Here is an 11122-nt window from a genome sequence, read left to right as displayed (position 1 = left end):
TTGTTTTCGGCAGCGCGCGCCGCGGCGGCGGCAATACTGCGGACAAGGTCTAATAGGTCGATCATTCTGCATGCTCCAAAAAGGTTATCTCGCTTGGCTGGCGCGGTGTCGCGTCCCCCATCAGGTAAATCACGGACGACACGCAGCCGCCCAGTACCTGGGCGCCCATGGCGCGCAGATGGTGCTGCTTGCCCTCGAACAGCACGGGCTGGCAGGTGTAGATCGCGCGCAGCACTGCACGGTCCAACTTGTAGGCAGCCTCGGCCGGGGTTTCCGGCGGCGGCGCTGGGTTGCGCCCACTCATTGCGCCACCGGCGCACGGCGGGCGAACCATGCCACCGGGCCGTCCTCGCTTTCGTGCAGGGCTAGCAGGAACCAGTCATCGCCAGCTGGCGGCGCGGGCTGCCAGGCGGCAATTGCACATGGATCACCATCACCGTAGCTATCGAACATGGCCGGCGCGTCACTCTCCATCCAGGCCATCTGCATCAGTAGCCCATGGGACTGGAGCCATTTCTTCACATTCTCGACGTCGCCATCATCAATAGCCGGCAGGTCCGGATGCGCATATGATCCGTTGGTGTCGCGCACGACCGGCGCCCATTCAATAAGCTTGCTCATATTCACCTTTCAGGTTGTCGCGGCCAGGACGCCAGCCAAGGTCGCCGCCACGTAAATCAGGATCAGGGCTGCCGCCACGCGCGCGGCACCGAGGCTGCGCTCGCTGTTCGGCACTTCGTCGTCGGTCATGGCATCACCTTTTCTGCTCGCCCGCCGCGCCACCGCCAGCCTGGTGCAATCTGGCCGTAGCGCCACATGCCCATGCGATCGCTGGTGGTCATGCGCGGCCACGGCTTGCTGCCAGACGCCCATTCCGGCCCTTCCCAGTAATCCGCCGGCAAACGGGCGTGATCGTAATGCTGCACCCAGCCGACCCGGGAATCATGCCCGTACCACTCGCCATCAAAGTCCTGACGGCCAAATTCCGGGATGCCACTGATGCGCTGCCACAGGGCATATTCAGCTGGCCGGTGCCGGCGCAGCCACTTGCCACGCTTCCAAGGAAATGGATCGTCGGTGACGCCAGGCTCGCTCGACGGTATGTACTTCGTCGTATCGCCATGGCTGCGCAGCAGCTGCACCGCGCGTTTGGCCTGCTTCTTGTAGATGCGTGGGTTCATGGCAAAACCTCGCGCAGGTACTCCGGCGCGGGCTTGCCGCGCCAGGCGCAGAAAGCCGCAATGTCATCGCGGTCCACCGTCACGTCTTCGTCGCCGAAGACCCAGCGGGCCACGCCCGCGCCGCCGGGGAATTTGAAGGTGACCACGCTTCCGGTGCTATGGCGGCTACCGAACTGCGTTCCAGCCTCCAAGCGGCGGCCGTCGAGATTGGCGTATGCGTGCAGCATGGTGGCGCCGGAAAACTTGGCGTCGAATACTTCAAGCAGCGCCACATCCGCAGCGGTACGAGCACGCGCCTCAGCGAAGTCGCACATTTCACAGGCCGGCGAGCAGAAAACTCCATCGCCATCCTCGATGACTGGGCCTTCGCTGTATTCGCTGGCCTGTTGGCCGCAGTGGCGGCACTCAAACCACCAGCCATGCTTGATGGCCACAAGCGGCGGCACCGGGCCCGGCGCGTAAGCGTCAAACTCAGGCGAGCGCGTGCAGTAATCAACCTCGTCGAATGCGCAGTCCAGTTCATTGGCGCCTTCGCGGCGCGCCACGACGTTGCTGGCGGCGAAACGGATCACGGAATGGTCGCCGCCGTCGTGCACGGTGTAGGCTTTCAGGCGCTTCATGGCATCACCCGCTTAAATTCAATGACCCACAGCCAAGGGTTTGCTGCCCAGCTGCCGCCGGTCGATTCCCATAGCGACTTGAATGCCTCTATGGCCGATGAGTCGACTGGCGATGCGTGTCGCCCATCAGCTCCATCAATAAAGAAGCCGCCGGCCTTGTCGAGTCGCACACCCTCGGTAAGCGCATCCGCCTCGCTGATGTCCTGCAGGCTCTCGACGCGCACCGACACGATTTCCAGCAGGATGCGGCTGGCCGCGCGCGGCATGTGGATGCTCGGGCGCCAGCGCGGGCGCTCCGGGTCGCCCTTGCATTCGTCAATCGGCCATTGGCCCGGGCGATCCGTGCAGCCTGGCGCCAGGTCGGCGCGATATTCGATCTTGCATTCGCTGTGGGGGCGCTGTTGCTCGTCGGGGGAGACGTAGCCGAACGTTTCGCGCACCCACAGGCGGTCGCCGGGCTGGCCATACGGGCTGGCGCGCAGCAGCGCTGCCTCAGTAACTGGCTCACGCTCGCCGATCTGATAGCGGTTCGTGTGCGGGTCGGTGGCGATGATGATCGGGTAGTCTGGCTGCCGCTTCAGTGCACGCCGCGTCTGCGTCTTGCTGCCGTCGAGCACGGCGCGCACCATGGCGGCGTTCATGAGGATAGGGTGCTCTTTCATGCTTTTTCTCCAGAGGCAGGCGCGGCCGCAAACATATCGACGGTTTTGGTGTCGCGCACCACTGGCGGTGGCGGCGCGTCCAGGAATTCGCCGATGGTCAGTGCGTTGTCGCGTGGGCCATACGGCAGACAGTCGACGGTCCAGTCGTCCGGAAGGTCGGCCTCGGTCCGGATTTCTCCATCGGCCACCGCGTCGATGGGCTGGTCTTTGATCTCGCCAAAGTCCGACTTAAAGCGGATTTCGGCTTCGCGCTCGCTGGTGGCCATGATGACGGCCGTCAGGGTGGCGCTGACGGTGTAGAGGCGGTTGATCATGCTGCGCATCCTTCTTCTTTACGGCGCTCCCACGCCGCAATCTCGCGCGACGTCATGAAGCAATATTCGTTTTTCCCGCAGTCCGGGCAAACCTTGTCCGTCACACCAGCGCCGAACTTTTTGCTTGGCAAGCCAACCAACTCGCCCTCGTAGCCGCGCCATTTGCATTTCAGCCTGCCGCAGCGGATCGGTGCCGTGTTGTAGGTTGGCCGCTCGGCCGCCTTCGGCGCTGCCATAAAGCCGCCCGGGCCGATCATGCCGCACCGCCTTGCGCCAGCACGCCGCGCTCACCGTTCGACATTTGTGCGGTAACTACGCAGGCATGCTGCATCGCCTCCAGCAGGCGCGCCGCCCGGTTGTAGCCGATCCGCAGGTGGCGCTGCACCAGCGAGATCGACGCGCGCTGGTGCGTGCGCACGACCCCGACGGCCTGGTCGTACAGCGGATCGGTCGCGCTGCCGTCGCCGGCCGGTACGGTGCCGGGCGCCTGGCCGCTCAACTCCAGCACCACGCGTTGCTCGCGCACCGGTTCGTGGCCTTTGGCCGGCGCCGCGTCAACGGCCGGGCCCGGCGGCCGCGCATCTACCTCGGCTTCGCCGCCCAGCGCCTCGACCAGGTCGGCCAGCATCTTGGCCAGCTCGCCCGTCATCAGCGCGAAATCGCTGTCGAAGCGCTCGTCGTCGTTGCGCGTGGCGCTTTCTTTGATAATTTCCAGCGGCTTGACCGACTTGATGGCCAGGCTCTCGTCCAGCACGAAGCTGATTTTGTCGCTCCAGGTCATGGCCAAGCGCGTGCACTGCTTGCCGGCGGCGATATGGCGGCGGATATCGTCCGCCTCCAGGGTGTGGCGCTTGTACGCCACCTGGGCCTTGCTTTCGCCGGTGGCGCGCATGATTGCGTCCTGGTCGACCGTGAAGCCGGCCGGGGATTCGTCTGCTTGCAGCCATTCCGTCATGGCGCCCACCGGCGAGCGCATGACGCGCAGGCTTTCCAGCGGCAGCTTATCGACGGATTTCAGCAGCAGCTTGACGACTTCGTCGGCCTTGGCCGGGCTGGCCGCATCCACCACCAGCCAGCCGTTGATCGGATCGATCCACACGGCCGTGGTGCTGAGGATGGCGAACGCGCGCGGCAGCAGCTCGTCTGTGACGCGCTCCTTCAGTTCCTTCATGGCCTTCTTGCCGGGCGCGAAGCCCTGGGCTTCTTCCATTTCCAGCGCGCGGGCGGCGGCCACCTGGTTGACCACGGTCGACGGCAGCAGCTTCTTCTCGGTTTTCAGCTGCAGCAGGAACTGGCCGCCGACGGCATGCACCAACGGCGCGCCGGCACCGCGAGGTGCGGCCCAGCCCTGGCGTACCAGGTCCATGCTAGTGGCGGGTGTGAACTGCTGCGGCGCCAGTGCCTGCTCGAGCAGGGCGGCCGTCATGGCCCAAGGGGTGGGTAAGCGGTAAATCTGCAAATTCTTGAAAAACATGGCGCTTCCTTATTCTGAGAACACGACGCCGCGCGCGGCACCGAAGGCATACAAAAATTCAATGAACTGAGCGGCTTCCTTCACGTAGAAGTCGCTGGTCTGGACGCCCAGCTGCACGATCCGGCGCCCGTCGAAGCTGGGCGTCACGCGCCCGTCGTGGTGCAGCGGCGTGCCGGCCAGGCGCATTTCGTCGGCAAACTCGTCCACCAGCAGCCGCTTCATGTCGTCCGCATCCCACTTGCGCCCGATGTGTTCGACCTGCTTGGCGATTTCGCCGATCATCGCGTGATACTTTTCTTCCTGGGCCCGCTTTTTCTTCGGCTCGGAAAACACCACCATCCAGCCGGGCGGCGCGGTCTTGGCAAATTCGACTGCCCGGCGCCGTGCCTCGTCGTGTACGAGGAAGTAGGTCTGTTTCGTCATGGCGGTGCTCCTGCGGCGCGGCGCGCCATCATGCTGGCACCGCCTCTGCCACCGACTGCTTGGCTGCGTCGTATTGCTCGATGCCCCAGGCCAGCGCGTAGCAGCACCAGACGAAACGGTGCGAGTAATCCTCGCTGTCAACCTCGTAAAAGTCGGGGAAAACGCGCTTCCCGTTCCAGACAAAGTCCATCGCCGCGCGGTAGGCTGCGTCGGCGCCATCATCCGCATGGTCCAGCACTTCGGATTGAAGCTCATCGCGCAGGCCGTGCCCAAGCTTTCCGGTCAACCCCCGCTGCTCAATCCAGTCCATGACATTCGTCTTGAACTTCTCGGCCGAATATTTTCGGTAGCCGTCGCGATCTGTCGCCTGAAGCTTTTCGCCCCAGTACGAGAGGTTGACCGCCAACTTGGCGCCGTTGCGCTTTTTGTACTCCCGATCAGTACGGAAGAACTCGAACATGTCGGTCAGCCGCTGGAACACGTAGGTGCCCATGTCACCGGTGTAGCAGAGGTAACCCGGCCAAGTGATTAGGTCGAAGTGCATGCAGCCGGTGCCTGGCTGGGCGAATCGGACATGGCGGCTCACGCCGTCGTCACGCAGCACGGTCATTTCGTGGTCTGCCACGTCGCGGAGGAATTGCGCCTCAGCGCAAGAGGTGCTCATGCTTTTTCCGCCTTTAAGGCCGTCACCCGCTCCAGGTCATAGCAGCCGCGAATACCATCCAGCCATATGACCGCAGTGTGGCCGCCCATGACCTGCGCTTCGCTATTCGTGACCGTCTCGCGGACCTCGCCACCATCCAGCTTGACGCTGACGGCGGCGCCGACCTGGTGCGCGGCGTTAAACTTGTCACAAGTAGCCTGGAGCTTTGCGGTCGCCTGTGCCTGGCGTTCGGTGCGGCCGGTCACGCTGCACCGCCCAGGACAGCCACGTCGATCACGATGCCGCGGCAGTACGGCTCGCCGCCTTCCACGATTTCGAACGTGGCGTGCGGCACGTCGGTGCGGTAAGTCCAGCTGTAGCCGTCTTCCTGGGCCCACAGGGCATCCACGGCGCGCACCTGCGGCGCCCGGGCGAAATAATCCTTGAGTGCATCGTCGTCGTGCTGGATATCCTCGCGGAATGGCAGCAACCCCTTGGCGTCGAGCAGTGCGATGGTCGGCGCGCCGCGCTCGTCATCCACGAAGCCACGGAACTCCATCAGGTCGTCGCTGGCGCCAAAGATCACGATCAGGCCGGCGGCCTTGGCCTGCTGCTCTTCTTCCTTGACCATTTCGCTGCCGTATTCGCGGCCCATCAGCAGGCCGGCCAGCAGCTCCTTGCTCAGCTTGACGGGCGCCAGCTCGACGGCCGGCGTGCCCATGTTCGTGTATGGGTGCTTGTCCGCATGTGGCTTGATGTGCGCGTAGAAGTGCTTGCCGACGGATTCGGCGCTGGCGAAGGCCGCGTATTCGCTGGCCGAGACGTTGGCGTAGTGATAAACGTCCGCCGGCGCGCCCTTGCGGAAGAACTGCACGGCCAGGGTCTCGGTCGCCGGGCAGTGGCCGATGGCGGCAATCTGCGAGGATTGAATGGCTTGCAGGGTGATTTGTGGTGCTGCGACTGCTGTATTCATTGGTTTCTCCAGGTGGTGGGCGAGGTAGTGTTTATGCTGCTTTGGTGATCAGGGCTGCGTACTCAGCGGCAAAGTCGAACTTGGCCAGGCGTTCGATAGCCTCGGCTGCCGTCAGGCCGAACTGCTCGAACATCACATCGAGGATGTCGCTGTCGGATGGGTAGAGGTCATCGGCAGCGGCGTCGAGCAGGTCAGGTGCTGGCGCTGGGCGGCTCGGGGCTGGGACAGGTGCGGCGGCGGCCGGCGCGCGGCGGGCGACAATAGGGGCGGTAGGTTTGGACGCTGCAACTTGGGCGACCGGCTCGGCGGCACGCTCGGCAGCGATCAGCGAGGCTTGCTCTGCCAGCTGGCGCTGCGTGTCGGCGGCCGTGCGCTCGCGTTCGGCCTGTGCCGCCTCAGCCGCGAGGCGGTCAGATTCGACCTGGGCCAGGCGGATCGTTTCGGCGGCTGCCTTTTCTGCCTTGACGCGCTCCTCTTCCCGGATCCGTGCCCGCTCGGCTTCGGCCTTCGCTTCCTCCGCGCGCTTGTGGTCCGCGATGCGGGTGGTGATGACGAGCTGGAAGTCTTCCATGGGCTTGCCGATGATGTTGGCCATGTCCATGAACAGGAAACCGTAGGTAGCGGCGTGTTCGCGGCACCAGGCCTGCTTGGCGCGGTAGTCGGCGGCTTGTGTGTTGGCGGCGATCTTGGCATTGGCCAGCGTGGTGCTGACGGCATCGCGCAGGCTGCCCAAGGTGCGCTTGTTTTTCATGGCGCCTGCAAAATCCGGCTGGGGCTGCTGCAGGCGCAGCGGCGTGATTTCGGTTTCGAGCGCGGCGATGTGGGCGGTGAAGGCGTGCCGGCCTTCGTTCAGGATGGTTTCTTTGATCTGTTCCTTGCGGGTCTTGACCAGCTTTTCCAGCTCCAGGCGTTTGGCGCGGAACTGCGCTTTGATGTGGTCGACCGTGCGCATTACTTCGTCAATGGTCGCGGTCTGTGCCAGGGCAGCAGCCTTGGCCAGTTCCAGCTTATCTTCCGCTTCGCCGCAATACCTGACGGTGTTTTCGGCATTGGCGAAGTCTTCGTCGGTTTCCAGCTTGGTGTTAATTTTGGCAATGAACTTCTCGGCGGCTGCCTTGTACGCCACCAGGTTGCTGCTGACGACCTTGCCTTCAGTCTGGACGACCAGGGCGGGCAGGGCGGCGATAGGCTCGGCCGCTGGCTTCTCGGCAATGTCCACCTGCGTGTAATTGGCGACGTCGATATCGAACTGCTCCCAGCCGGCGACGATGCGCGAGAACCAGGCGGTGTCCGGATAAACCCACATCCAGACCATATTGTTTTCCGTGCCGTCAGATGCCATAAACAGCCACTTCCCGGCACCGGTCACCAGCAACTGCTGCTGGACCTGCGGCTGATGCTCTTCCGGCAGCGCGTCGGCGCGAACCGACGCCGCCAGCTCTGCATTCCATTGCTTGTGCTCGAAGCCGATGGTCTCGGCCATGTTCAGGCCGTCGCACGAGGCGCTTTCGCGGCCCAGCGACAGGGTGGCTGGATAGAGTTCGTCGCCGATGATGCGTTCGGCGAAAGGGCGTGCCAGCGCTTCGACCTCGTGGCCGTAGTCCAGGATATTTTCCTGCACCCAGTCGCTGAACTCCTTGGCGAGGCCTGTGGCCTTCATGCGCACCAGTTCGCTGCGAGTGACTTTTTTCGACAGACCCAGCATCGCGGCTGCCTCGCTGGCGCCATGGTGGTCGAAGCGGAAAGCGTGCCAGTCGTCGCTGCCCTGGAGCAGATTGTGGATTTCGCGGGTGAGAGTGTTTTCGCGTTGCATGATGTGTCCTCGATGATTTTATTGTTGGATGTGGCGATTAGTCGTTTTCGTGCGCCCAGCTGTCGATGGTATTTTTTTGCGCTTCGGTGAACGTGGCGCGGGTGCTGAGCATTGCGATCAGCTGCGCCGGCGTTTTCTTCTTGTCCAGGATGGTCTTGCGCCATTCCGGCGTTTTTTGCTTGAACAGCTCGTCAGTGCATTCCGGAAGCTGGTCTATGGTGCGGTCATCCGTAGCCGCCGCAGCCGGCGTGATGTCGCGGGCCTCGCGGTTGCCTTCGTCCAACTCGTCCGGCGTGTACACGCCCAGGATCACGTCGGGGGAGTAAAGGCGGGTCCAGCGCTTCACAGCCAGGTACGCCAACTGCTGTTTCGGGTCCGTCGCCCACAGAGGGGAATTACGCACGCTGGCCTGCACCAACAGCAGTTCGAGCACGCGTGGCTCAGCCTCACCGCGTAACGTCGCCCAGATGCGCACGCCCAGGCCATCCTCGTCCTTGAGGTCGTAGTCCGGCACGCGGAACTGATATTCTTTCTTGTAGTCAGCAGCGCCCTTCGTGCCTTTCGCCGGCGCGGTGCAGACCTTGGATTTGCCGATGATCTTTTCCCAAGGGCCGTACCATTCGTAGTTGAAGCGATCCCGCGTGACACCGCTCGACTGGATCACGGCATTGACCAGCTGGGCTTCATAACCAAGGGCGCCGTTCACCAGGTGGGTTTTCTGCGCCACTGCAAAGGGATTCATGCGCCACTGGATGGCCTGCATGATGACGGCGGCGCAGTCGGCCGGGCTACCGCGCAGGTGCTCCGGGATGGTGGCGCGGCCTTTGGCCATGATGTCGGCCAGGCGCATCATGCTGTCCATGCTTGCGCTGTCCAGGATCAGTGAGGCGCTGCTGGTGGCCACTACGGGCATGTCGCCCTGGTCGTATTGCGTCGGCTGCATGACGGTGCGGCTTTCTTGCGTAACTGCATTCATGACTTTTTCCTTGTGAGTTTTATGATTTCTGCCTTCAACAGCGCCAGGCGGACGGCGTAGACGATGGCGTGGCCGGCATGCCAGTTGCGCAGGGCCTGGCTGGCCACGTCAATCACGACTTGACTGACGACGTCCACTGCGCCTCCCGGTGGGCGCGGCCCAGGCGCTGCACGCGCGCGGCGGATGCATCCAGGTCGATCAGCGCTTCGATCTGCGCGGTGATCAGTTCCTTGCGCATTTCTTCCAGCCCGGCCAGTTCGCGGCGCACGCCGGCCAGGCGCATCTTGTTCATGTGGTGCTGGTGCTGCGCCTGGTAGAAGCGGTGGGCGGCCAGCAGGCGGTGGAAGAGGGCGGCCGGCCAGGCGCGCGGGTTCACGCGTCACCCCACTCTGCATCAGTCAATTCCGGGCGCGGGTCGACGTAGCGGTCGACCTTGCAGCGCTGCTGCGGCAGCAAGATCGTTGCATTTGCGCGCGGCCGGAACTTTTTGCATTCCGGACATTCGACACCGTAGCGAGCGCGCAGCCGGACCTTGTGATCCTTCATGCCCTTGTGGGCGTCGATCATGTCGCTCATGGCTGCACCATTGCCGTGATGCCCAGGGCGCCGTCGTCGTAGGCGGCATCGATCAGCGCGGCCAGGTTGCCGATGGCCGTGAAGTGCGCGACATCCTCGGCGCGCGGGCCGGTGCGGATAGTGATCATGTAGCTCATGTCCTGCTCCTCTGGTTAATTGGTTGCTGGCGACCCGAGAAAATCCGTCGGGCGTGTGATTCCTGCGGCTGGTGGGCCGCCAACACATGACCATCGAGAATCCCTTATGGGACGCCGACACCAGGTGATTAATCTGGCCGTACCTGCTCGGTAATCACCCCGGCAGATTCGATGGTCATGTCTTGGCCGCCGGTTACGCCGGCGAAACGGGCCAGGGCGGCTGGCCGGGGTGAAATTAGGCTGCCGTCACCTGCGAAGGGCGGAAGCGCTGGCTTTGCGTCGATCCGTCCAGCAGCACTTCCAGGAAGTCGCCGCGAGCGCCTGGGTGCGTCTGCACGAACTTGCCATGGCGAGCTGCCGGGTCGGTCTTCGTGCCCTTCACATTCACTTTCTGGTCTTTTTTGAAATTCGACATGCTGTATTTCCTTCAAGGTTGGTTGTGGCGCCGGGCTTCCCCGGGCGCCTGATCCTCACGAAGATCAATCGGGGCATGCTGATCCCACAGGGCATTTATCCGGCCCGCCGGCCTGTCCCGCCTTGAACTACGGCGCGGGCGACCGCTAAACTTTTGCCAGCTCTGCAGTCCAGCCCATCTCGCGGCCATAAAACGTGCCGCTGCAAGACGCCATGCGCGCATCTACTCGCGCCAGCTCGTGCGCCTGATTCGGGCTTCCGGCCCAAGCTGCTGCCTCAAAATTCCCATCCTCAAACTTGATCGACACGTTGTACTTGCGCAGCGTTGCGCGTGCCGGTGGGGCGGTGAACAGGCTGGGCAGCGCGTCGCGGGCGCTCATGCTGTCTCCGCGGCGCTGGGTGCCAGTTCGCGCAACGCCGCTTGCATGGCGACCACGATGCGGGTGAGGTATTTCGTCTGCTTGCGTGTCTTCGGCAGCGCCCATTCCAGGTTGCCAGCGATGTAGTCCGGGTCGCAGTCGACGAGGAATTGCGTCAGCGTGCAGTCGGACATTGCGCCCCAGTAGCCAGTGAAGGCCATGGCCCAGGCGTTGTGAAAGCAGCAGACCGTCAGCAGGCCTTTGCCCGGCGCCAGGTCTTCGATCAGGACGCGGATCGGGTCCAGGCCGGCCACGTCTGTGATCAGCAACTGCTGAACGGTGGAAGCGGTGATCTTCATGACGATTAGCCGCGCGCCGGGATTGCGATTGCCGGGATCACTTCGCCGTGGGCGACGAGGACTGCTTCGAGTGCAGCGAGCTCTGCGGGGCTCATGCTGCGCTCCGGGCCGCATCACGCTTCGCAACGAAAGCACCGAACGCGCGACCGTCAGCCACAGCCTGGTCATACACAGCACGGCCGATGCGGTTTTCCACGA

At 63.6% G+C, this 11122-nt stretch carries 20 protein-coding genes and 1 pseudogene; all 21 read right to left on the bottom strand.

From position 1 onward, the window contains the following. Positions 1-61: 61 nt before the first annotated feature. Entirely contained in the window at positions 62-304 is a 243-nt protein-coding gene (locus K0F86_RS16570; protein WP_219135435.1) for a hypothetical protein, read from the bottom strand. Beyond that, entirely contained in the window at positions 301-621 is a 321-nt protein-coding gene (locus K0F86_RS16565) for a hypothetical protein (protein ID WP_219135434.1), read from the bottom strand. The genes K0F86_RS16570 and K0F86_RS16565 overlap by 4 nt, the downstream gene beginning before the upstream one ends. Positions 622-746: 125 nt before the next feature. Then, positions 747-1181 carry a hypothetical protein gene (locus tag K0F86_RS16560; protein WP_219135433.1) on the bottom strand — a complete coding sequence of 145 codons (435 nt, stop codon included), beginning with the start codon at positions 1179-1181 and terminating at the stop codon, positions 747-749. Further along, on the bottom strand, positions 1178-1801 hold the full coding sequence (locus K0F86_RS16555; protein WP_219135432.1) for a hypothetical protein: 624 nt from the start codon (positions 1799-1801) through the stop codon (positions 1178-1180). Before K0F86_RS16555 ends, K0F86_RS16560 begins: the two co-directional genes overlap by 4 nt. After that, positions 1798-2463 carry a hypothetical protein gene (locus K0F86_RS16550; protein ID WP_219135431.1) on the bottom strand — a complete coding sequence of 222 codons (666 nt, stop codon included), beginning with the start codon at positions 2461-2463 and terminating at the stop codon, positions 1798-1800. Before K0F86_RS16550 ends, K0F86_RS16555 begins: the two co-directional genes overlap by 4 nt. Further along, on the bottom strand, positions 2460-2777 hold the full coding sequence (locus tag K0F86_RS16545) for a hypothetical protein (RefSeq protein WP_219135430.1): 318 nt from the start codon (positions 2775-2777) through the stop codon (positions 2460-2462). The genes K0F86_RS16550 and K0F86_RS16545 overlap by 4 nt, the downstream gene beginning before the upstream one ends. After that, positions 2774-3034 carry a hypothetical protein gene (locus K0F86_RS16540; protein WP_257572196.1) on the bottom strand — a complete coding sequence of 87 codons (261 nt, stop codon included), beginning with the start codon at positions 3032-3034 and terminating at the stop codon, positions 2774-2776. Before K0F86_RS16540 ends, K0F86_RS16545 begins: the two co-directional genes overlap by 4 nt. Continuing rightward, entirely contained in the window at positions 3031-3285 is a 255-nt protein-coding gene (locus K0F86_RS27605) for a DNA translocase FtsK (RefSeq protein ID WP_306823211.1), read from the bottom strand. The genes K0F86_RS16540 and K0F86_RS27605 overlap by 4 nt, the downstream gene beginning before the upstream one ends. A gap of 78 nt (positions 3286-3363) precedes the next feature. Then, positions 3364-4251 (bottom strand): annotated as a pseudogene (locus K0F86_RS16535) (recombination-associated protein RdgC); the annotation flags it as partial. A gap of 9 nt (positions 4252-4260) precedes the next feature. Further along, positions 4261-4674, bottom strand: a complete 414-nt coding sequence (locus K0F86_RS16530) for a recombination protein NinB (protein WP_099376061.1) — start codon at positions 4672-4674, stop codon at positions 4261-4263. Between the two features lie 28 nt (positions 4675-4702). Then, on the bottom strand, positions 4703-5338 hold the full coding sequence (locus K0F86_RS16525) for a hypothetical protein (RefSeq protein WP_219135429.1): 636 nt from the start codon (positions 5336-5338) through the stop codon (positions 4703-4705). Further along, positions 5335-5583, bottom strand: a complete 249-nt coding sequence (locus tag K0F86_RS16520) for a hypothetical protein (RefSeq protein ID WP_219135428.1) — start codon at positions 5581-5583, stop codon at positions 5335-5337. Before K0F86_RS16520 ends, K0F86_RS16525 begins: the two co-directional genes overlap by 4 nt. Next, entirely contained in the window at positions 5580-6290 is a 711-nt protein-coding gene (locus K0F86_RS16515) for a KTSC domain-containing protein (RefSeq protein WP_219135427.1), read from the bottom strand. The genes K0F86_RS16520 and K0F86_RS16515 overlap by 4 nt, the downstream gene beginning before the upstream one ends. 31 nt (positions 6291-6321) lie before the next feature. Further along, positions 6322-8103, bottom strand: coding sequence for a YqaJ viral recombinase family protein (locus K0F86_RS16510; protein ID WP_219135426.1), 1782 nt, complete (start codon positions 8101-8103; stop codon positions 6322-6324). A 37-nt stretch (positions 8104-8140) separates the two neighbouring features. Continuing rightward, positions 8141-9079, bottom strand: coding sequence for a RecT family recombinase (locus K0F86_RS16505; RefSeq protein WP_306823207.1), 939 nt, complete (start codon positions 9077-9079; stop codon positions 8141-8143). Between the two features lie 112 nt (positions 9080-9191). Continuing rightward, positions 9192-9455: a hypothetical protein gene (locus tag K0F86_RS16500; RefSeq protein ID WP_219135425.1), complete on the bottom strand. Its 264-nt coding sequence runs from the start codon at positions 9453-9455 to the stop codon at positions 9192-9194. Further along, entirely contained in the window at positions 9452-9655 is a 204-nt protein-coding gene (locus tag K0F86_RS16495; RefSeq protein WP_219135424.1) for a hypothetical protein, read from the bottom strand. The genes K0F86_RS16500 and K0F86_RS16495 overlap by 4 nt, the downstream gene beginning before the upstream one ends. Next, entirely contained in the window at positions 9652-9792 is a 141-nt protein-coding gene (locus K0F86_RS16490) for a hypothetical protein (RefSeq protein ID WP_219135423.1), read from the bottom strand. The genes K0F86_RS16495 and K0F86_RS16490 overlap by 4 nt, the downstream gene beginning before the upstream one ends. 235 nt (positions 9793-10027) lie before the next feature. Further along, the gene (locus K0F86_RS16485) at positions 10028-10207 is read right to left on the bottom strand and encodes a hypothetical protein (protein WP_219135422.1); all 180 of its coding nucleotides are present in this window, start codon (positions 10205-10207) and stop codon (positions 10028-10030) included. Between the two features lie 145 nt (positions 10208-10352). Continuing rightward, on the bottom strand, positions 10353-10586 hold the full coding sequence (locus tag K0F86_RS16480; protein ID WP_219135421.1) for a hypothetical protein: 234 nt from the start codon (positions 10584-10586) through the stop codon (positions 10353-10355). Then, positions 10583-10924 carry a hypothetical protein gene (locus tag K0F86_RS16475; RefSeq protein ID WP_219135420.1) on the bottom strand — a complete coding sequence of 114 codons (342 nt, stop codon included), beginning with the start codon at positions 10922-10924 and terminating at the stop codon, positions 10583-10585. The genes K0F86_RS16480 and K0F86_RS16475 overlap by 4 nt, the downstream gene beginning before the upstream one ends. Positions 10925-11122: the final 198 nt, after the last annotated feature.

Source organism: Janthinobacterium sp. UMAB-60, assembly GCF_900095235.1.
Classification (GTDB): Bacteria; Pseudomonadota; Gammaproteobacteria; order Burkholderiales; family Burkholderiaceae_D; genus Janthinobacterium.
Note: the sequence above shows the minus strand (reverse complement) of the source record. Positions and strands in the feature narration are given on the sequence as shown.

Excerpts from the sequence above, each read along its gene's own strand:
- K0F86_RS16570 (WP_219135435.1), bottom strand. The coding sequence starts at position 304 with ATGAGTGGGCGCAACCCAGCGCCGCCGCCGGAAACCCCGGCCGAGGCT.
- K0F86_RS16565 (WP_219135434.1), bottom strand. The coding sequence starts at position 621 with ATGAGCAAGCTTATTGAATGGGCGCCGGTCGTGCGCGACACCAACGGA.
- K0F86_RS16560 (WP_219135433.1), bottom strand. The coding sequence starts at position 1,181 with ATGAACCCACGCATCTACAAGAAGCAGGCCAAACGCGCGGTGCAGCTG.
- K0F86_RS16555 (WP_219135432.1), bottom strand. The coding sequence starts at position 1,801 with ATGAAGCGCCTGAAAGCCTACACCGTGCACGACGGCGGCGACCATTCC.
- K0F86_RS16550 (WP_219135431.1), bottom strand. The coding sequence starts at position 2,463 with ATGAAAGAGCACCCTATCCTCATGAACGCCGCCATGGTGCGCGCCGTG.
- K0F86_RS16545 (WP_219135430.1), bottom strand. The coding sequence starts at position 2,777 with ATGATCAACCGCCTCTACACCGTCAGCGCCACCCTGACGGCCGTCATC.
- K0F86_RS16540 (WP_257572196.1), bottom strand. The coding sequence starts at position 3,034 with ATGATCGGCCCGGGCGGCTTTATGGCAGCGCCGAAGGCGGCCGAGCGG.
- K0F86_RS16530 (WP_099376061.1), bottom strand. The coding sequence starts at position 4,674 with ATGACGAAACAGACCTACTTCCTCGTACACGACGAGGCACGGCGCCGG.
- K0F86_RS16525 (WP_219135429.1), bottom strand. The coding sequence starts at position 5,338 with ATGAGCACCTCTTGCGCTGAGGCGCAATTCCTCCGCGACGTGGCAGAC.
- K0F86_RS16515 (WP_219135427.1), bottom strand. The coding sequence starts at position 6,290 with ATGAATACAGCAGTCGCAGCACCACAAATCACCCTGCAAGCCATTCAA.
- K0F86_RS16510 (WP_219135426.1), bottom strand. The coding sequence starts at position 8,103 with ATGCAACGCGAAAACACTCTCACCCGCGAAATCCACAATCTGCTCCAG.
- K0F86_RS16505 (WP_306823207.1), bottom strand. The coding sequence starts at position 9,079 with ATGAATGCAGTTACGCAAGAAAGCCGCACCGTCATGCAGCCGACGCAA.
- K0F86_RS16495 (WP_219135424.1), bottom strand. The coding sequence starts at position 9,655 with ATGAGCGACATGATCGACGCCCACAAGGGCATGAAGGATCACAAGGTC.
- K0F86_RS16490 (WP_219135423.1), bottom strand. The coding sequence starts at position 9,792 with ATGAGCTACATGATCACTATCCGCACCGGCCCGCGCGCCGAGGATGTC.
- K0F86_RS16485 (WP_219135422.1), bottom strand. The coding sequence starts at position 10,207 with ATGTCGAATTTCAAAAAAGACCAGAAAGTGAATGTGAAGGGCACGAAG.
- K0F86_RS16480 (WP_219135421.1), bottom strand. The coding sequence starts at position 10,586 with ATGAGCGCCCGCGACGCGCTGCCCAGCCTGTTCACCGCCCCACCGGCA.
- K0F86_RS16475 (WP_219135420.1), bottom strand. The coding sequence starts at position 10,924 with ATGAAGATCACCGCTTCCACCGTTCAGCAGTTGCTGATCACAGACGTG.